Below are 18,879 nucleotides of genomic sequence, written 5' to 3' on the forward strand. Positions count from 1 at the left end.
CTTTGCGGTTCCATGCCCGCTCGCCCTGCTCGGCAGCGCCTTCTATCCGGTTCTTGTCCATCGGCTCGCAGATTACGATCCACGCTTCCTCCCCACGCTCGGTCGCCCTCACGCAGTTGCGCTTCACTTCGTTCGCGGTGATCAACTCACGGCGGGACTTGCACCCGCAGGAGTGCGCCCGTGCCGGGCGCACATGAAAAAGGCCCACAGAGGAATCCTCTGCAGGCCTTGGTACTACTGGGGCGATGTACCGGGCTTGAACCGGTGACCCTTGGAATCACAATCCAATGCTCTACCAACTGAGCTAACACCGCCGTTGTTCTGGCGCGCCCGGCGAGACTCGAACTCACAACCCCCGGCTTAGAAGGCCGGTGCTCTATCCGGTTGAGCTACGGGCGCGAGGCGCGAGGCTTTCGGGAACGCTTACTGCACTAATTCTGGTCGGGGCGGTGGGATTCGAACTCACGACCCTCTGCTCCCAAAGCAGATGCGCTACCAGACTGCGCTACGCCCCGAAGAAGCGCGCATTCTACAGATAGCCCGCCGGTCGGTCAATCACGAATTGCAATTTTTATGCGATTCGACGCATCAACGAATATTGACGCGTTACCGCACAGGGATTGCTTGCAGTGTCGGACCATTTCTGATATTTAATCGCCTCTTTGCAAAAACGTACGGACGGTCTAAACATGCCTGAACAAATGCTGCACAAACAGTTTGCCCCTTATGTTCCCAAGAAGGGCGAGGAATACATGAGCGAGAGGCAACTGGCGCATTTCCGCACCATCCTGGAAACGCTCAAGGCAGAACTGATGAACGATATCGAGCGGACGGTACATACCATGCAGGACGAAGCAACCGTCTTCGCCGACCCGAACGACCGGGCGAGTCAGGAAACCGACATCGCCATCGAGTTGCGCAACCGCGACCGCGAACGCAAGCTGATCAAGAAGATCGACGAGACGATCGCGCTGATCGATAGCGGCGACTACGGCTACTGCAGCAGTTGCGGCGTGGAAATCGGCATCAAACGCCTTGAGGCCCGTCCGACGGCATCGCTCTGCATCGACTGCAAGACGCTGGAAGAAGTCCGCGAGAAGCAGGTCGCAAAGTAATTCTTCGACGCCGCCGCGTAGCATCGGCCGCTTCTTCTGCATTCCAGACAAACAAAAAGGACGCCGAGGCGTCCTTTTTGTTTGGAGCAATACCGCCTGCCTTACTGCTGCGGCTGCCCTTCTTCCGAAGCGGCCTTTTGCGCAGCCTCTTCGGCAGCAACGGCCTTCATCGACAGACGGACGCGGCCCTTCTCGTCGGCCTCAAGCACCTTGACGCGCACTTTCTGGCCTTCCTTCAGGTAATCGGCGACCGCATTGACGCGCTCGTTGGCGATTTGCGAGATGTGCAGCAGCCCGTCGCGGCCCGGCAGGATGCTGACGATCGCGCCAAAGTCGAGCAACTTGAGCACCGTGCCGTCGTAGATCTTGCCGACTTCGACGTCCGCGGCGATCGCTTCGATGCGGGCCTTCGCTGCATCGGCGGCATCCCCGTTGACCGACGCGATGGTGATCGTGCCGTCTTCCTGGATGTCGATCGTCGTGCCGGTCTCTTCGGTGATGGCGCGGATCACGGCGCCGCCCTTGCCGATCACGTCGCGGATCTTCTCCGGATTGATCTTCATCGTGTACAGGCGCGGTGCGTAGGTGGACACTTCCTCGCGCGGCGCAGCGACGGCGGTCTGCATCTGGCCAAGAATGTGCAGACGGGCTTCCTTGGCCTGAGCCAGTGCGACCTGCATGATTTCCTTGGTGATCCCCTGGATCTTGATGTCCATCTGCAGCGCGGTCACACCGGTTTCCGTACCGGCCACCTTGAAGTCCATGTCGCCGAGGTGATCCTCATCACCAAGGATGTCGGTCAACACGGCAAAGCGGTTGCCTTCCTTGATCAGGCCCATGGCGATACCGGCAACGTGCGCCTTCAGCGGCACGCCGGCGTCCATCAGCGCCAGGGTGGAGCCACAGACCGAAGCCATCGAGCTCGAACCGTTCGACTCGGTGATTTCGGAAACGACGCGCATCGTGTAGGAGAAATCTTCCGCCTTCGGCAAGGCGCCGAGCATCGCCCGCTTGGCCAGACGACCGTGGCCGATTTCGCGACGCTTCGGCGTACCCACACGCCCGCATTCGCCGGTGGCGTAGGGCGGGAAGTTGTAGTGCAGCATGAAGCGATCACGGTACTCGCCGGCGAGCGAGTCGATAATCTGTTCGTCACGCCCGGTGCCGAGGGTCGCCACGACCAGCGCCTGGGTTTCACCACGCGTGAACAGGGCCGAACCGTGCGTACGCGGCAGCACGCCGGTACGGATCGAAATCGGGCGGACGGTACGCGTGTCGCGACCGTCGATACGCGGCTCGCCGCCAAGGATGCGTCCGCGAACGATGCGCGATTCGATATCGAAGAAAAGGTTGCCGATCGTGGCAGCGTCCGGAGCGTCGTCGCCGGCGGTCAGCACCTCGACGGCCTTGGCCGAGATTTCATTGATGCGCAGCGTACGCTTCTGCTTGCTGGTGATGCGGAAGGCTTCCTGCAGATCGGCTTCGACGAGCGCGTTCAGCTTGGCCACCAGTTCTTCGTTCTTCGCTGCGGGCGTCCAGTCCCACTCGGGCTTGCCGGCTTCTTCGACGAACTCGTTGATCGCGTTGATCACTGTCTGCATCTGTTCATGGCCGTAGACCACGGCGCCGAGCATGACGTCTTCCGGCAGGATATCGGCTTCCGATTCCACCATCAGCACGGCGGATTGCGTTCCCGCGACCACCAGATCAAGCTGGCTGGTCTTCAGTTGGGACAGGGTCGGATTGACCACGTACTGGCCGTCGATGTAGCCAACGCGGGCCGCGCCGATCGGACCATTGAACGGAATGCCGGAAACGGCCATGGCTGCCGACGCGCCGATCATCGCCGGGATGTCCGGATCGATTTCCGGGTTGAGCGAGACGACCATCGCCACGACCTGCACTTCGTTGTAGAAGCCGTCCGGGAACAACGGACGCAGGGGACGATCGATCAGGCGCGAGGTCAGCGTTTCCTTCTCGGAGGGGCGACCTTCACGCTTGAAGAAGCCGCCGGGGATTTTCCCTGCAGCGTAGGTTTTCTCGATGTAGTCAACGGTGAGCGGGAAGAAATCCTGCCCCGGCTTGACCTTTTTGGCGCCGACCACGCTGACCAGAACGACGGTGTCGTTCATCGACACCATGACGGCCGCATCGGCCTGACGGGCAACCTCACCGGTTTCCAGGGTTACCTGGTGCCCACCGTAAGTGAAAGTCTTCTTGGCGATCTTAAACATTGTTACCTCTCGAAAAGTCCATTACGCGTACCCACGACACCGGCACGCACTTTCGTCAACACGCCTTTAAGGCGAAACTGCAAAAAAGAACAGCGGACACCCCTTACGGGCTGTCCGCTGTTGCTTATTCAAAAACGGAATGACCCCGACCGCACCGCGGTTCGGCAGGCAAGATCACTTGCGCAGGCCGAGGCGCTGAATCAGCGAGCGGTACGAATCGACATCCGTACGCTTGAGGTAGTCCAGCAGGGTACGACGGCGGCTGACCATGCGCAGCAGACCGCGCCGCGAGTGGTGGTCCTTGATGTGTTCCTTGAAGTGCCCGGTCAGGTCGTTGATGCGTGCGGTCAGCAACGCGATCTGAACTTCCGAGGAACCGGTATCGCCAGCGGAACGCTGGTATTCATTCATGATTTGCGCTTTTTGCGCCACGGTAATTGCCATGTCAAACTCTCTTTCCTTGAAATGCGAGCCGCCCCGGTTTGATAGAGCCAGCACCCGATGTAGAAACAAACAAGCCTCGCCGGCAAAGCGAGGCGCGGATTATATCCTTGGCACCAACGCTCGGCAAGCGGACTTTCTGCATTACGGAAACACAGCACATCAATAGATTGACCGCATCTCGGCAAAGCAGCTACATTGCGCGGAGACCTGCCTGAGGCAAGGGATTGGCGCGAGAACTAACCAGGAAAACCTGAGACAACCACCGGACCAGTAGCCAACGTGACAAAGGATAGAACTGCGGACCACATACACTTCGTCGCAGCCAACCAACTGCGCACAGGTCTTTTCATCTTCATCGACCTGCCCTGGTTCCAGCATCCTTTCACCCTTAACAGCTTCCGCATCGCTTCCGAGGAGCAGGTGCGCACTCTCCAGTCGCTGGGAGAGGGAAGATTCAGGTACGACCCGGAACGCAGCCTCCCGCCGACGGCGCCGCCGTCTGCCAGACAAACGCCTCCCGTGACGATCGCCGGGAAAGATAGCACCATTCCGCTTCGCCCTGACGCAGCCTCCCCGCTGCTCATCGAAAAACAGATGCGGATTCGCCTGATCGGCGAGCGGCGTTCCCGCATCGAGCAGGTCAACCGGGACTTCCTCAAGACGGCGGCCAGCCTGCGCAGCCTGAACCGGAACCTTATCAACACCCCGGAAGAGACGATCAGGGACATGGCGCAGCTGGTTGACCGCATGACCGTCGCCTTCCTCGAAAACCCCGAAGTGACGCTGCTTCTGATGTGCGAGGACAACGGTAACGACGAAGCCTACTCGCACAGTCTCAACGTTGCCGTGCTCAGCATGATGTTGACCAAGGGACTTCATTTTTCCGCCGAGCAGGCGCGCATTCTCGGACTGGGCGCCCTGCTGCACGACATCGGTCTGATGGAGATCCCCGACCGGCTGCTGAAGATGCGACCGGACGAATTCACCCGCCCCGAGCGCGAATTGCGTGCGATGCACTGCGAATACGGCCTGCGCATCGGCAAGCGACTCGGCCTCGCCCCGGATGTTCTTGCCATCATCTTCCAGCACCACGAAATGAGCGATGGCAGCGGCTACCCAGGGGGCCTGAGAGAAGACAAGATCGCGCTGCCGGCGCGCATCGTCGCGCTGGTCAACCACTACGACAACCTGTGCAACCCGGTCGACCCTACCCAGGCGGTTACGCCGCACGAAGCGCTTTCGCTGCTCTTCGGACAACGACGGAGCAAATTCGACGCGACGATTCTTCAGCGCCTGATCCGCTGCCTCGGCGTCTACCCACCGGGTTCCATCGTGGCCCTGTCGAACGATGCGGTGGCACTGGTAATGTCGGTCAATCCGGAACGTCCGCTCCGCCCGTGGGTCATGGTCTACGACGAAAATGTGCCGAAGGAGGAAGCCGTCCTGCTCGATCTGGAACGAGAGACCGGCATCAATATCACCAAGGCGCTGCGTCCCGCCATGCTGCCTGCGCCGATCATGAGCTATCTGAGTCCGCGCAAGCGGGTGGCGTACTTTTTCGACAATAACGTTCATTCCGGGCCGGCGGCTTCATGAGCAAGGAACATTACGAACTCCTGCTTGAACATGGCAACGAGATGCTGTTTCTCGTTGACATGCAGACACTTGAAATCCGGATGACCAACGGCGCGGCTTCGCGACACCTGGGTTTTAGGCACGACGCCCTGATCGGGCGTCAAATCACCGATATCGAATGCGCGCTGACCGACGTCTTCTTCTGGGAGGAAGTGCGCCAAGGCCTGGCACCGGAGGAGCACCATGCCGAAGCCTCCTACCTGTGCGCCGACGGCGAATTATTGACGGCCAGCAAGACGATCTTCCGGCCGCGAAGCCGTCCTGACGCGCTGGTTGTCTGTGCTGTCCCGAGCGGCTCGCTGCGTCACACCGAAAACGCGCTTGCCGACACGGGTGCGCGATTACGCGCCACGCTGGAGGCAACGGCCGACGGCATCCTGCTCGTTGACCGTGACGGTGCCGTCATCAACATAAACCGCCGCTTCTCCGAACTGTGGCTCATTCCCGAAGAAGTGCTGCTGGCCCAGAACGATGTCGCACTGCTCGACTTCCTGGCGTCCCGCGCACGCGACCCCGCTGATTACCGGCGACGTCTCGCCTCGATTCGCCCCGACAGCGACGAAGAAACCGAGGACATCGTCCACCTTGTCGATGACCGGATTCTCGAGCGCAAATCGCGCCCGGCACGACAAGGCAGGCTGATCATCGGCCGCGTTTTTACCTTCACCGACATCACCGAACGGAAAAAAACGGAGACGCGCCTCAAGCTTGCTGCCAGCGTTTTCTCCCATGCCCACGAAGGCATCATGATCACCGACGCTTCGGCCAACATCGTCGACGTCAACGACACCTTCTCCCACCTCACCGGCTTCAGCCGGGGAGAAGCGCTCGGCAAGAATCCGCGTATGCTGCAGTCGGGCCGGCATGACGAGGCGTTCTACAAGGCCATGTGGAATGACCTGACGACGCGCGGATACTGGCAAGGCGAAATATGGAACCGCCACAAGAACGGTTCGCTGTACGCTGAATACCTGAGCATCACGGCGGTGAACGACGTCGATGAGGCGACGCTGCATTTCGTTGCACTGTTCTCCGACATCACCGACCTGAAGGAGCATCAGCAGCAGCTCGAACGTCTCGCCCATTACGATTCGCTGACGGGCATTCCTAACCGGGTGCTGCTCGCCGACCGTCTGCACCAGGCGATCGCGCAGTCCCGCCGTCACCAGCGCAGTCTCGCGCTTGTCTATCTGGACATCGACGGTTTCAAGGAGGTCAACGACGCACACGGCCACGAAATAGGTGACCAGTTGCTGATCGCCATCGCCCAGCGCCTGCGTGACACCTTGCGCGAAGGCGACACGCTGGCGCGACTGGGCGGCGACGAGTTCGTTGCAGTTCTCACCGACCTGGAAACTCGCAGCGAATGCGACGCGGTTCTTTCACGGCTTTTGCAGGCGGCCGCTTCGCCGGTCAAGATCCGACAGCACACCCTGCAGCTCTCGGCCAGTCTCGGCGTTACCCTCTTCCCGCAAGACAATTGCGACGCCGACACGCTGCTGCGTCACGCAGATCAAGCCATGTATCAGGCAAAACAGGCGGGGAAAAACCGCTACCAGATGTTCGACCCCGAAGAAGACCGCCTGACCCGGACCCATCAGAAAAGCCTTCGACGCATCGACGAGGCCCTGGCAAACAACGAGTTCGCGCTATTCTTCCAGCCCAAGGTCAATATGCGCACGGGGGCGGTTGTCGGCACCGAGGCGCTGATCCGCTGGCATCACCCCGAACGTGGAACGCTGCCTCCCGGCGAATTCCTGCCGTTGATCGAGGGAAGCGAACTGGCGATACGTGTCGGTGAGTGGGTGATCGGAGCTGCACTGACCCAAATGACCGCATGGAAAAGACAGGGGCTCGACCTCGTCGTCAGTGTCAACGTCGCGGCCAACCACCTCCAGCAGAACGACTTCCTTCCGCAGTTGCGCAACAAGCTGGCCGCTTATCCCGAAATCCAGCCGAACAGGCTGGAACTGGAGGTCGTCGAATCCGCCGCGCTCGAAGGCGTGGCCCAGATATCCCAACTGATCGACGACTGTCAGGCGCTCGGTGTCCGTTTCTCCCTCGACGACTTCGGTACCGGCTATTCGTCCCTGACCTATCTGCGACGGCTCCCGGCCAGCGTACTCAAGATAGACCAGAGCTTCGTCCGCGACATGCTCTGGGATCTTGACGATCTGGCCATCGTTGAAGGGGTCATCGGTCTGGCAACCGCATTCCGTCGCACCGTGATCGCCGAGGGCGTCGAAACATCCGAACACGGCGAACTCCTGCTCCGTCTCGGCTGCGACCTCGCGCAAGGATACGGCATCGCCCGCCCGATGCCCGCCAACGAATTGCCCGCGTGGATTGCCGAGTGGCGCCCGAATCCTGCGTGGTCGGCCCCGCGCAACACCTTCCCCCAGCGTAACGAACTGCCGATCACCTACGCGGAAGTCGACCACCGCAACTGGATGAAGCAACTGGAAGAGGCACTCGCCGACCCGGAAGTCGCCACGCCCGAACTGGACAGTGGGAAATGCCGTTTCGGACACTGGCTTGAAGGCGACGGGAAACGGTGCTACGGACAGTCTTCCGCATACGACGACGTTGGCGTACTGCACAACGAGGTGCACAAACTCGCCCGCGAAATCCTGAATCTGCATGCCGTTGGACAGACAGACGCAGCGAGCCAGCGCTTCAGCGAACTGCTCGCGCTGAGCAACGCCATGATTGCCGCGATGAATACGCTGGGCACTGCGGCCGTCGGCGACCGCAGAACAACCTGAAGCGCTATTTCCCCCGGCGTGGCGTGACGCGGCGTGTAACCGGCGGCACATCCATGCCGAAATCGCCCATCAGCTTCTGCACCTCGCGCTCGTCGAGTTCGAGCACCTGCCCGCGCTTGAGATTGGGCGGCAGGATGAACGGCCCGTAACGCACCCGCATCAGGCGGCTGACCGTCACGCCGACCGCTTCGAACATCCGACGCACCTCGCGGTTGCGCCCTTCGAACAGCGAGACGCGATACCAGTGGTTGGCACCATCGCCGCCGGCGTCCAGCAAGGTGGAAAACTGGGCCGGCCCGTCGTCAAGTTCCACCCCCTGCAACAGTCGTTGCTGCGCCTCGAGCGACAAATCACCGAGCACGCGCACCGCGTATTCGCGCACCAGATTATTGCGCGGATGCATCAGGTGATTCGCCAGTTCACCGGAGGTGGTGAACAACAGCAGCCCGCTGGTGTTGAAGTCGAGCCGGCCGACGGCCACCCAGCGCGAACCGGAGAGACGCGGCAGCGAATTGAAGACGCTCGGACGATGGTCCGGATCGTCGCGCGAGACGATCTCGCCTTCCGGCTTGTGGTAGATGATCACGCGCGGCGGCCGACTGAAGAACTTGAGGTTGACCAGCCGTCCATTGACCTTGATCCGGTCGGCCGGTGTCGCCGACTGGCCGATCTGTGCGATTTCCCCGTTGACCGTGACGCGGCCGGCGGCGATCAGCTCTTCCATCTCCCGACGCGAGCCGATCCCGCTCTGCGCCAGCAACTTGTGCAGGCGTTCGGCCTTCACCGGGGCCTCTACATGCCGGCTGCGCTTCGTCGGGGCGATAGCGGGCCGCCCCTCCCTCGCCGGTTTTTTCTCCGTCGTCGCTTCTACCGTATCGAGGTCATCGGCAACCGGCTTGTGCGCGCGCGAACGGCGGGAATCGGGCGATGCGGGGCGAAAGGGCGTGTTACGCGGTTTGTTGGACATCGGTCAGATCCAGGGTTTGGTTGATCATTTCCAGCGGCGGCAGCTCGGTCACGCTGCGCAGGCCGAGGTCGTCGAGGAACTTCTTGGTGGTCGCCAGCAGCGCCGGACGCCCGGGGGTATCACGATGGCCGACGACGTCGATCCAGCCGCGTTCTTCAAGCGTCTTCACCACCTGTGTCGCCACGGTCACGCCACGGATTTCCTCGATGTCACCGCGGGTCACCGGTTGACGGTAGGCGATGATGGCCAGGGTTTCCAGCACGGCACGCGAATACTTGGGCGGCTTTTCCGGGTTGAGCCGTTCCAGGTACGGCAGGAACTCGGCGCGGGTACGAAAGCGCCAGCCGCTCGCCACCTGCACGAGTTCGAGCGGGCGATCGGCCCATTCACCGCGCAATTCCTCCAGCAATACGCGCAGGACATCGCCGCCGATCTCGTCGGCAAAAGCCTTTTTCAGCTCGTAAAGCGTCACTGGCTGCATCGCGCTGAGCAGCACGGCTTCGAGGACGCGCTTGAGCTGCGCCGGGTTATCCGGCGTCGTCGCTTCCGGCATCGCCTCCATCAGCGGCCTCGTAGTCGGTTCCATCGTCGCTTCGTCCATCGGTCAGTCTCACGTAAATCGGGGCAAACGCTTCCGATTGCGTCATTGCCAGCAAATGCTCGCGCGCCAGTTCCAGCATGGCGAGGAAATGTACCACCAGCACCGGTGCGCCGAGCGTCACATCGAACATGTCCACGAACTCGACGAAGCCACCCGCGTCGCGCAGCTTCCGCAGAATCACCCCCATGTGCTCGCGCACCGACAGTTCCTCGCGCTGGATCGTGTGCCGGGTATGCAACTTGGCCTGCCGCACGATGGCCTGCCAGGCATCGCGCAAATCCTCCGGGCGAACCTCCGGCAGACGCCGGAGCATGGATTTCTCGACCCACACCTCGACCCAGTCGAAGTCGCGCTCGGCCTGCGGCAACTCGTCGATCCGCCGCGCCGCCTGTTTCATCTGCTCGTACTCGACCAGGCGCCGGACCAGTTCGGCACGGGGGTCTTCCACATCCTCGCCCTCGACGCTCCGGATCTTCGGCAGCAACATGCGCGACTTGATCTCGATCAGCATCGCTGCCATTACCAGATAATCAGCCGCCAGTTCTAGATTGTGCGAGCGCATCGCCTCGACGTAGGTCAGGTACTGCTCGGTCAGCGGCGCCATCGGAATATCGAGGACGTTCACGTTGGCCTTGCGGATCAGGTACAGCAGCAGGTCAAGCGGCCCCTCGAAAGCGTCGAGCATCACCGCCATGGCATCCGGCGGAATGTACAGGTCGAGCGGCAACTGCTCGACCGGCTGCCCGTAGATGCGGGCGAGCGGTGTAATCACCTCACTGGAGGTTTCGGGAACCTGTTCGATCACAGCGCCATCGTTCATCGGTTCATCGATTCCTTTTTCCCCGGTCGGTGACAACCGGCGACGGGTTTTGGCTCAGCGATAGCTCAGTCCCATCGCGGCACGCACGTCGCGCATGGTCTCGCGCGCCAGTTTGCTCGCCTTGGCGTTGCCGTCGGCAATGATGTCGCGCACCAGCGCCGGGTTGTCCAGGTAGGTCTGGGCGCGTTCCTGCATCGGCGCCTGTTCCTTGAGGATGCCGTCGATCACCGGCTGCTTGCATTCGAGACAGCCGATGCTCGCGCTGCGGCAGCCCTTCTGCACCCAGTCCCTGCACGCCTCGTCGGAATAAACCTGGTGCAGCTGCCACACCGGGCACTTGTCCGGATCGCCGGCATCGGTGCGGCGCACGCGCGACGGGTCGGTCGGCATGCGCTTGACCTTCTGGGTCACCGAGGCGGCGTCTTCACGCAGGGTGATCGTGTTGTTGTACGACTTGGACATCTTCTGTCCGTCGAGGCCGGGCATCTTCGACGCCTCGGTCAGCAGGTAGCCGGGCTCGACAAGGATCATCTTGCCGGTGCCTTCCAGATAACCCATCAACCGCTCGCGGTCAGCGTGCGACAGGCTTTGCGCTTCCTGAACCAGCGCACGGGCCTGCTCCAGCGCGCCGGCGTCGCCGTCCTGCTGGAAACGGGTGCGCAGGTGTTCGAAGGAACGCTTGTTCTTGCTGCCGAGTTTGCCGACCGCCTCCTTGGCCTTTTCTTCGAAACCGGGCTCACGCCCGTACAGGTGGTTGAAGCGGCGCGCCAGTTCGCGCGAGAACTCGACGTGCGGAATCTGGTCTTCGCCGACCGGCACCTTGTCCGCGCGATAGATCAGGATGTCCGCGCTCATCAGCAGCGGATAGCCGAGGAAGCCGTAGGTCGTCAGATCCTTGCCGGCCAGTTTCTCCTGCTGGTCCTTGTAGGTCGGCACGCGCTCCAGCCAGCCGAGCGGCGTCATCATCGAGAACAGCAGGTGCAGTTCGGCATGTTCCGGCACCTGCGACTGGATGAACAGCGCCGCTTTGTTCGGGTCGACGCCGGCAGCGAGCCAGTCGATGACCATGTCCCAGGTCGCCTGTTCGATCCCGCGCGGATCGTCGTACTGTGTCGTCAGCGCGTGCCAGTCGGCGACGAAAAACAGACAGGGATACTCGCTCTGCAGCCTGACCCAGTTCTTGAGCACGCCGTGGTAATGGCCAAGGTGCAGGCTGCCGGTGGGGCGCATGCCGGAAAGGACTCGTTCTGCGTACATGATGTCAGATCAGCTGAAAAAGAAAGAGGATCAGTTGTTTGAAGAAGGAAACGAATGGCCACATGATCAGGCCGAGAATGTCGGTAAAAAGCAGCAGGAGCAGGATGGGAAAGCCCCAGCGCTCGAGCTGCGAAAACTTCACGGCCAGCCGATACGGCAGCAGGCTGACGGCGATGCGCCCGCCGTCGAGCGGCGGCAGCGGCAGCAGATTGAGCACCATCAGGACCAGGTTCACGTTGATCCCGGTCACCGCCATCTGCCCCATCGGCAGGGTATAGATGTTTTCGGGCAGTTCGACGGCAAGCTTGAGCAGCAGTGCCCAGCCCAAGGCCATCAGGAAATTCACCGCCGGCCCGGCCGCGGCGACCCACATCATGTCGCGCAAGGGATTGCGCAGGCGGCCGAAATTGACCGGCACCGGTTTCGCCCAGCCGAACAGCATCGCGCTGCCGGAGACGGAGTAGCTGGTAATCAGGATCAGCGCCGGCACCAGCAGTGTACCGATCGGGTCGATGTGGCGCAGCGGATTCAGGCTGATGCGCCCGGCCACCCACGCCGTCGTATCGCCGAAGTGGCGCGCAGCGTAGCCGTGCGCCGCCTCGTGCAGGGTGATGGCAAAAATGACCGGCAAGGCCGCGATGGCGATCGTCTGGATCAATGCGGAGAAATCCGTCACCGGCTCACTCCTCCTCTTCCAGACCGAACGGTTCGAGCGGACCACGCCCCACGCGCACCAGGGTCGGCGGCACACTGGTCAGGTCGATGACGGTCGTCGGCGTCGTGCCGCAAGAGCCGCCGTCGAGAATCAGTTCGATCAGGTCGTCGAGCCGATCCTGAATTTCCCAGCCTTCGGTCAGGGGTTCCTCTTCGCCCGGAAGGAGCAGCGTCGAGGTCAGGAGCGGTTCGCCGAGCTCTTCGAGCAGAGCCAGCGCGACACGGTGATCAGGAATGCGCAAACCGATCGTCTTGCGCTTCGGATGCAACACCCGCCGCGGCAGCTCCTTGGTTCCTTCGAGGATGAATACGTAACTTCCGGGCGTCGTCGCTTTCAGCAAGCGATACTGCGCGTTGTCGACACGCGCGAACTGGGCTATTTCCGACAGATCGCGGCACATCAGCGTCAGGTGATGACGATCGTCGAGACCGCGCAGATGGCGGATGCGTTCGACGGCCTCCTTGTCCCCGAGACGACATCCCAGCGAGTAGCAGGAGTCGGTGGGCAGCGCGACGATGCCGCCGTTGCGCACGACCTCCGCCGCCTGTGCCAGGAAGCGCGGTTGCGGGTCATCCGGATGAATCGAGAGATAGCGGGCCATGGACGGTTGTCAGGAAGAAAAGGCGGTCCAGACCGGCGTCAGGCCACTCGGCAACGGTGGCGTTCCACCAAGGTCGATGTAGCTCTCTTCCGGGCCGTGAAAATCCGAACCACAGGACGCAAGAAAGCGGTATTCCCGTGCCAGCCGCGAAAATTGGTTCACATTTTCTTGCGAATGGCTTCCCGAGATAACCTCGATGGCCTGGCCACCACACGCGGCAAACTCGTCGAGCAGGTTGCGCATCTCCAGGCGGGAAAACTTGTAGCGCCCGGGGTGAGCTACCACGGCAATACCGCCGGCACCACGAATCCACCCGACTGACTCGCGGAGCGTCGCCCAATGATGCGTCACGTAGCCCGGTTTACCGGGCACGAGATAGGATTCGAAGACGCTGCGCACATCCTTGCTGACGCCGATTTCAACCAGATAGCGGGCAAAGTGCGAACGACTGATCAGGCTTGGATTTTCCGAGTAGCGCATCGCGCCGTCGAAACAGCCGCCGATGCCGACTTTTTCCAGTTCGGCCGACATGCGCTGGGCACGGCTGATACGTCCCGAACGGATCGACGCCAGACCGGCGTTCAACGCCTCGTTTCCCATATCGAAATCGAGACCGACGATGTGCACCTGCAGGCCGCCCCATTCGATGGAGATCTCGACCCCGTTGATGAAACGCACCCCGGAGCGCTCGGCGACCTCGCGTGCCTTCACCAGACCGCCGAGATCGTCATGATCGGTCAAGGCCAGCATATTGACGCCATTGGCGGCCGCCCGCGCCGCCAACGCGGCGGGTGCCAGCAGTCCGTCGGACGCGGAAGAATGACAATGAAGGTCGGCGATGAACACAGGAAAGGCAGAATCCGGGGAAAAAGCAAGGGCGGGATGATAGCACAGCCCCCCTTTCACACCCGGATTATGAAAGGTTCGCAGTTGCAGGCGGCGACGGCCTCGCGCTATAGTTCGTTCCGCGAACGGGAGAGAGCGGCATCGAAGCACTTGGTACACACCCCCCCGCCGCCGAAGGCGCAATCCACCCGAAAACGCTCAGGCAAAAGGACCGTTCGTGCAATGAACTCTGGAGAGCGGCGCCTGTGTCACGGCGCCCACCGATGGGGCAACGTTCTGAGCGGCCGATGAGCCGTTCAGGGCGGCAATCTCTCAGGTACAAGGACAGGGGGGTGAATCCGGCAAGGGTTCACCCTTTTTTCGTTTCTGAATCCCGTTTCAAAACCTTCACCCAAGGGATTGATATGACGCAGAAAACTGTCCTTAACGACGCCCATCGCCGCCTCGGCGCGAAGATGGTCGACTTTGGCGGCTGGGACATGCCGCTCCACTACGGCTCGCAGATCGAGGAACATCACGCGGTGCGCCGCGATTGCGGCATGTTCGACGTCTCGCACATGTGCGCCGTCGATGTCACAGGCAAGGACGCCAAGGCGTTCCTGTTGCGCCTGATCGCCAACAACGTCGACAAGCTAAAGGAATCCGGCAAGGCGCTTTACAGCGCGATGCTCAACGAGGCCGGCGGCGTGGTCGACGACCTCATCGTCTATTTCATCGCCGACGGCCGCTACCGCGTGGTCATCAATGCCGGCACCGCCGAGAAGGATCTGGCGTGGATGGCGGCGAGGCTCGCCGACTGGCAACTCGACGTAACCGTCACGGCCCGCCGCGACCTGGCGCTGATCGCCGTGCAGGGACCGAACGCCAAGGCCCGCGTCTGGCAGGTCCTGCCCGAAACACGCCCGGCCAGCGAGACGCTCAAGCCGTTTTACGCCGCCACCATCGGCGAGTATTTCGTCGCCACCACCGGCTACACCGGCGAAACCGGGTTCGAACTCGCCCTTCCCGCATCGTTGGCCGAATCACTCTGGCAGAAGTTGCTCGACGCCGGCGTCAAGCCGATCGGCCTCGGCGCCCGCGACACGCTGCGCCTCGAAGCCGGGATGAACCTCTATGGGCAGGACATGGATGAAACCGTGTCACCGCTCGACGCCGGACTCGCCTGGACGGTCGATCTTGCCGCGCCCCGCGACTTCGTCGGCAAGGCGGCCCTGCTCGCCCGACCGCAGCAAAAGCAGTTTCTCGGCCTGCGGCTGCTCGACAAGGGCGTTCTGCGCGCGCACCAGAAAGTCGTCACCGCGCACGGTGACGGCGAGATCACCAGCGGCACCTTCTCGCCGACGCTGCAGCAGTCCATCGCCCTTGCCCGCCTGCCGCTGGCGTGCGCAGTCGGCGAAACGGTCAAGGTCCAGATCCGCGACAAGCTGCTCGATGCCGAAATCGTCAAACCCTGCTTTGTCCGCAACGGCAAGGCGCTGATTTAGCCCCGCCCTAACCTACCCTCCCCCGCCGACTCTCACTTTTCAGGAGCCATGATGAACATTCCGTCCAATCTCAAATACACCAAGAGCCACGAGTGGGTGCGCGTCGAAACCGATGGCACGGTCACGGTCGGCATCACCGACCACGCCCAGGAGTTGTTGGGCGACCTCGTCTTCGTCGAACTGCCGGACGTCGGCAAGGACCTCGCCGCCGAGCAGGAAGCCGCCGTCGTCGAGTCGGTCAAGGCCGCCTCGGATGTCTACGCACCGATCGCCGGAACCGTAGTTGCCGTGAACGACGAGGTTCCCGACGCCCCTGAAAGCGTCAACCAGGACGCCTACGCCGCTTGGCTGTTCAAGATGAAGCCGGCGAACGCCGCCGATGTCGACGCCCTGCTCGACGCCGCGGCCTACGCTGCCAGCGCGGCGGAATAACGACCGCCTATGGGCCGCCGCCCTGCATGGCGCGGCCCGTCCTCTCACGACCGCCTTGCCCGCCCCGGACCTGTCATGCCGCTCAGCCCTCTCTCCAGCGCTTCCCTGTTCGCTCTTGAAAACCGCGACGAATTCGTCGCTCGCCACATCGGCCCGTCGCCGGAGGATGTTCCGGCCATGCTCGACGCCATCGGTGCGGCGTCTATCGACGCGCTGATCGACGAAACCGTCCCGGCGACGATCCGCCTGCCGGCGCCGCTCCCGCTGACCGCCTCCCGGTCGGAAGCCGAAGCCCTCGCCGCGCTCAAGACCATCGCCGAAAAGAACATCATCAACCAGTCGCTGATCGGCATGGGCTACGCGGATACGCTGACGCCGACGGTCATCCTGCGCAACGTGCTGGAAAACCCCGGCTGGTACACGGCCTATACCCCCTACCAGGCCGAAATCGCGCAAGGCCGGCTGGAAGCGCTGCTCAACTACCAGCAGATGGTCATCGACCTGACCGGACTGGAACTGGCCAACGCCTCGCTGCTCGACGAAGCGACCGCCGCCGCCGAGGCGATGACGATGGCGCGGCGGGTCAGCAAGTCGAAATCGAATCTGTTTTTTGTTGACGCACAGTGCTTCCCGCAGACGATCGACGTACTGAAGACCCGCGCCGGCTATTTCGGTTTCGAACTGGTTTTCGGCGCCCCGGAGGAGGCAGCGCAGCGGGAGGTTTTCGGCGCACTCTTCCAGTATCCGAATGATTCTGGCGAAGTCATCGACCTCACCGCTCCAATCGCCGCCGTCAAATCGCTCGGCGGGGTGGTGGCGGTGGCCGCCGACCCGATGGCGCTGGTGCTGCTGAAATCGCCCGGCGAAATGGGCGCCGACATCGCGCTCGGGTCAACGCAGCGTTTCGGCATACCGATGGGCTTCGGCGGGCCGCACGCAGCCTATTTCGCCACCCGCGACGAACACAAGCGGCAGGTGCCGGGCCGCATCATCGGCGTCTCGGTCGACGCGCGCGGCAAACGGGCGCTGCGCATGGCGTTGCAAACGCGCGAACAGCACATCCGCCGCGAAAAAGCCAACTCGAACATCTGTACCTCGCAGGTGCTGCTCGCCAACATGGCCGGCATGTACGCCGTCTATCACGGCCCGCAGGGGTTGCAAACGATTGCCGAGCGTATCCACCGGCTGACCGCGCTCTTCGCGGCAGCGGTCGAGCAGGCGGGGATCGCCGTGCTCAACACCCATGTCTTCGACACGGTGCGCATCGATCTCGGAGTGCAGGCGTCGTCTGTGTATCAAGCCGCGCTCGCCGCAGGCTTCAACCTGCGCCCCGTTGGCGACGGCGTCCTTGGCATCGCCTTCAACGAAACGACGACGCGAGACGATGTCGCGGCGCTGGTGAAGCTCGTTGCCGGCGTCTCCGTCGACCTCGATGCGCTCGACCGCCAGTTGCAGACGCAGGACGAATATCTACCTGCCGCCTTGCGCCGGACCGACGCGATCCTGGTCCACCCGGTATTCAACCGTTACCACACCGAACACGAGATGTTGCGCTACCTGAAGCGGCTGCAGAACAAGGATCTGGCGCTCGACCACTCGATGATCTCGCTCGGTTCATGCACCATGAAGCTCAATGCCACCAGCGAGATGATCCCGATTTCCTGGCCGGAATTCGCCAGGCTGCATCCGTTCGCGCCGCTCGACCAGGCGCAGGGCTACATGGAGATGATCGGCGGACTGGAAAGCTGGCTGAAGACGATCACCGGTTTCGACGCGATCAGCATGCAGTCGAACTCGGGCGCACAGGGCGAATACGCCGGCATCGTCGCCATCCGCCGCTACCACGCCAGCTGCGGCGAAGGCCACCGTAACATCTGCCTGATCCCGAAGTCGGCGCACGGCACCAACCCGGCGACCGCGCAGATGTGCGGGCTGGAGATCGTCGTCGTCAACTGCGACGAGAACGGTAACGTCGACGTCGCCGACCTGAAGACCAAAGCTGAACAACATTCAGCGAACCTGGCCTGCCTGATGATCACCTATCCGTCGACGCACGGCGTTTTCGAGGAAGCGATCAAGGAAATCTGCGCCGTCATTCACGCCCACGGCGGCCAGGTCTACATGGACGGCGCCAACCTCAACGCGCAGGTCGGTCTCACCTCGCCGGGGCACATCGGCGCCGACGTCAGCCACATGAACCTGCACAAGACCTTCGCCATCCCGCACGGCGGCGGCGGGCCGGGCATGGGTCCGATCGGCCTGAAAGCGCACCTCGCGCCGTTCATGGCCAACCACGCCGTGCAGCCGATCGATGGTCCGCACCAAGGACAGAGCGCCGTCTCCGCCGCACCGTGGGGGTCCGCGTCGATCCTGCCGATCTCGTGGATGTACATCGCGATGCTTGGCGGAACGGGCCTGAAGCGCGCCACCGAAATCGCCATCCTCAACGCCAATTACGTTGCCGCCCGGCTGAACGAGCACTACCCGGTGCTCTACACCGGCACCAACGGCCGCGTCGCGCACGAATGCATTCTCGACATCCGCCCGATCAAGGCGGTGACGGGCATCGCCGAAATCGACATCGCCAAGCGCCTGATGGACTACGGCTTCCACGCACCGACGGTCAGCTTCCCTGTGGCCGGCACGATCATGGTCGAGCCGACGGAATCAGAATCGAAGGCCGAACTCGACCGCTTCATCGCCGCGATGATCGCCATCCGCGAGGAAATCCGGAAAATCGAACAGGGCGTCTGGCCCACCGACGACAACCCGCTCAAGCACGCGCCGCACACGCAGGCGGACATCGTCGGTGACTGGAATCGGCCGTACAGCCGCGAAGAGGCCGTCTTCCCGCTGCCGTGGGTCGCGGCCAACAAGTTCTGGCCCAGCGTCAACCGGATCGACGACGTCTATGGGGACCGGAATCTGTTCTGTTCGTGCGGGCCGATCGACGACGCCTGAAA

Annotated in this window: 16 protein-coding genes, 3 tRNA genes and 2 riboswitches; of the genes, 6 read left to right on the top strand and 13 right to left on the bottom strand. The window is 62.4% G+C overall.

Going from position 1 to position 18,879, the window contains the following annotated elements:
• From BO74_RS09155 to BO74_RS09170, 4 genes are all read right to left on the bottom strand, one after another.
• The coding region (locus BO74_RS09155; RefSeq protein WP_496441740.1) for a hypothetical protein at window positions 1-208 on the bottom strand (208 nt) is incomplete at its 3' end.
• Window positions 209-238: 30 nt separating this feature from the next.
• Window positions 239-314 (bottom strand) — tRNA-His (locus BO74_RS09160).
• An 8-nt stretch (window positions 315-322) separates the two neighbouring features.
• Window positions 323-399: transfer RNA gene (locus BO74_RS09165), tRNA-Arg, on the bottom strand.
• 39 nt (window positions 400-438) lie between these two features.
• Window positions 439-515, bottom strand: a tRNA-Pro gene (locus BO74_RS09170).
• Window positions 516-689: 174 nt separating this feature from the next.
• On the opposite strand from BO74_RS09170, the gene dksA reads away from it, so the two are divergent.
• Window positions 690-1,115, top strand: a complete 426-nt coding sequence (gene dksA / locus BO74_RS09175) for an RNA polymerase-binding protein DksA (RefSeq protein ID WP_496441742.1) — start codon at window positions 690-692, stop codon at window positions 1,113-1,115.
• A gap of 101 nt (window positions 1,116-1,216) precedes the next feature.
• On the opposite strand, the gene pnp is transcribed toward dksA, so the two are convergent.
• Window positions 1,217-3,349 carry a polyribonucleotide nucleotidyltransferase gene (gene pnp, locus BO74_RS09180; protein ID WP_496441743.1) on the bottom strand — a complete coding sequence of 711 codons (2,133 nt, stop codon included), beginning with the start codon at window positions 3,347-3,349 and terminating at the stop codon, window positions 1,217-1,219.
• 174 nt (window positions 3,350-3,523) lie between these two features.
• Entirely contained in the window at window positions 3,524-3,793 is a 270-nt protein-coding gene (gene rpsO, locus BO74_RS09185) for a 30S ribosomal protein S15 (protein ID WP_496441745.1), read from the bottom strand.
• A gap of 279 nt (window positions 3,794-4,072) precedes the next feature.
• On the opposite strand from rpsO, the gene BO74_RS09190 reads away from it, so the two are divergent.
• Window positions 4,073-5,389: a cyclic di-GMP phosphodiesterase gene (locus tag BO74_RS09190; protein WP_496441747.1), complete on the top strand. Its 1,317-nt coding sequence runs from the start codon at window positions 4,073-4,075 to the stop codon at window positions 5,387-5,389.
• On the top strand, window positions 5,386-8,193 hold the full coding sequence (locus BO74_RS09195; RefSeq protein WP_496441749.1) for an EAL domain-containing protein: 2,808 nt from the start codon (window positions 5,386-5,388) through the stop codon (window positions 8,191-8,193). The genes BO74_RS09190 and BO74_RS09195 overlap by 4 nt, the downstream gene beginning before the upstream one ends.
• Window positions 8,194-8,197: 4 nt before the next feature.
• On the opposite strand, the gene rluB is transcribed toward BO74_RS09195, so the two are convergent.
• From rluB to BO74_RS09230, 7 genes are read right to left on the bottom strand one after another with little or no spacing between them, the layout of a single operon-like run.
• A complete protein-coding gene (rluB, locus tag BO74_RS09200; protein ID WP_496441751.1) occupies window positions 8,198-9,160 on the bottom strand; it encodes a 23S rRNA pseudouridine(2605) synthase RluB in 963 nt (320 codons plus the stop codon).
• On the bottom strand, window positions 9,141-9,713 hold the full coding sequence (gene scpB, locus BO74_RS09205) for an SMC-Scp complex subunit ScpB (protein ID WP_496441823.1): 573 nt from the start codon (window positions 9,711-9,713) through the stop codon (window positions 9,141-9,143). Before scpB ends, rluB begins: the two co-directional genes overlap by 20 nt.
• Window positions 9,688-10,581 carry a segregation and condensation protein A gene (locus BO74_RS09210; RefSeq protein WP_496441752.1) on the bottom strand — a complete coding sequence of 298 codons (894 nt, stop codon included), beginning with the start codon at window positions 10,579-10,581 and terminating at the stop codon, window positions 9,688-9,690. The genes scpB and BO74_RS09210 overlap by 26 nt, the downstream gene beginning before the upstream one ends.
• A 54-nt stretch (window positions 10,582-10,635) precedes the next feature.
• Window positions 10,636-11,838 (bottom strand): tryptophan--tRNA ligase, encoded by a 1,203-nt coding sequence (locus BO74_RS09215; RefSeq protein ID WP_496441754.1) that lies wholly within the window; start codon window positions 11,836-11,838, stop codon window positions 10,636-10,638.
• 4 nt (window positions 11,839-11,842) lie between these two features.
• Window positions 11,843-12,514 carry a site-2 protease family protein gene (locus BO74_RS09220; protein ID WP_496441756.1) on the bottom strand — a complete coding sequence of 224 codons (672 nt, stop codon included), beginning with the start codon at window positions 12,512-12,514 and terminating at the stop codon, window positions 11,843-11,845.
• 4 nt (window positions 12,515-12,518) lie between these two features.
• Window positions 12,519-13,154, bottom strand: a complete 636-nt coding sequence (locus tag BO74_RS09225) for an L-threonylcarbamoyladenylate synthase (protein ID WP_496441757.1) — start codon at window positions 13,152-13,154, stop codon at window positions 12,519-12,521.
• A 9-nt stretch (window positions 13,155-13,163) separates the two neighbouring features.
• Window positions 13,164-14,000: a 3',5'-nucleoside bisphosphate phosphatase gene (locus BO74_RS09230; protein WP_496441759.1), complete on the bottom strand. Its 837-nt coding sequence runs from the start codon at window positions 13,998-14,000 to the stop codon at window positions 13,164-13,166.
• Between the two features lie 116 nt (window positions 14,001-14,116).
• A riboswitch (glycine riboswitch) is annotated at window positions 14,117-14,224 on the top strand.
• A 3-nt stretch (window positions 14,225-14,227) separates the two neighbouring features.
• A riboswitch (glycine riboswitch) is annotated at window positions 14,228-14,330 on the top strand.
• A 74-nt stretch (window positions 14,331-14,404) separates the two neighbouring features.
• Between BO74_RS09230 and gcvT the strand changes: the two genes are divergently transcribed.
• The 3 genes from gcvT (at window position 14,405) to gcvP (ending at window position 18,877) form a co-directional block, all read left to right on the top strand.
• Window positions 14,405-15,484: a glycine cleavage system aminomethyltransferase GcvT gene (gene gcvT, locus BO74_RS09235; RefSeq protein WP_496441761.1), complete on the top strand. Its 1,080-nt coding sequence runs from the start codon at window positions 14,405-14,407 to the stop codon at window positions 15,482-15,484.
• A gap of 48 nt (window positions 15,485-15,532) precedes the next feature.
• Entirely contained in the window at window positions 15,533-15,916 is a 384-nt protein-coding gene (gene gcvH / locus BO74_RS09240) for a glycine cleavage system protein GcvH (protein ID WP_496441762.1), read from the top strand.
• Between the two features lie 75 nt (window positions 15,917-15,991).
• On the top strand, window positions 15,992-18,877 hold the full coding sequence (gene gcvP, locus BO74_RS09245) for an aminomethyl-transferring glycine dehydrogenase (RefSeq protein WP_496441764.1): 2,886 nt from the start codon (window positions 15,992-15,994) through the stop codon (window positions 18,875-18,877).
• Window positions 18,878-18,879 lie beyond the last annotated feature (2 nt).

The organism is Propionivibrio pelophilus DSM 12018, from assembly GCF_059569095.1.

Excerpts from the sequence above, each read along its gene's own strand:
- BO74_RS09225 (WP_496441757.1), bottom strand. The coding sequence starts at position 13,154 with ATGGCCCGCTATCTCTCGATTCATCCGGATGACCCGCAACCGCGCTTC.
- scpB (WP_496441823.1), bottom strand. The coding sequence starts at position 9,713 with ATGCCGGAAGCGACGACGCCGGATAACCCGGCGCAGCTCAAGCGCGTC.
- BO74_RS09195 (WP_496441749.1), top strand. The coding sequence starts at position 5,386 with ATGAGCAAGGAACATTACGAACTCCTGCTTGAACATGGCAACGAGATG.
- gcvT (WP_496441761.1), top strand. The coding sequence starts at position 14,405 with ATGACGCAGAAAACTGTCCTTAACGACGCCCATCGCCGCCTCGGCGCG.
- dksA (WP_496441742.1), top strand. The coding sequence starts at position 690 with ATGCCTGAACAAATGCTGCACAAACAGTTTGCCCCTTATGTTCCCAAG.
- BO74_RS09215 (WP_496441754.1), bottom strand. The coding sequence starts at position 11,838 with ATGTACGCAGAACGAGTCCTTTCCGGCATGCGCCCCACCGGCAGCCTG.
- BO74_RS09210 (WP_496441752.1), bottom strand. The coding sequence starts at position 10,581 with ATGAACGATGGCGCTGTGATCGAACAGGTTCCCGAAACCTCCAGTGAG.
- gcvH (WP_496441762.1), top strand. The coding sequence starts at position 15,533 with ATGATGAACATTCCGTCCAATCTCAAATACACCAAGAGCCACGAGTGG.
- pnp (WP_496441743.1), bottom strand. The coding sequence starts at position 3,349 with ATGTTTAAGATCGCCAAGAAGACTTTCACTTACGGTGGGCACCAGGTA.
- rluB (WP_496441751.1), bottom strand. The coding sequence starts at position 9,160 with ATGTCCAACAAACCGCGTAACACGCCCTTTCGCCCCGCATCGCCCGAT.
- gcvP (WP_496441764.1), top strand. The coding sequence starts at position 15,992 with ATGCCGCTCAGCCCTCTCTCCAGCGCTTCCCTGTTCGCTCTTGAAAAC.
- rpsO (WP_496441745.1), bottom strand. The coding sequence starts at position 3,793 with ATGGCAATTACCGTGGCGCAAAAAGCGCAAATCATGAATGAATACCAG.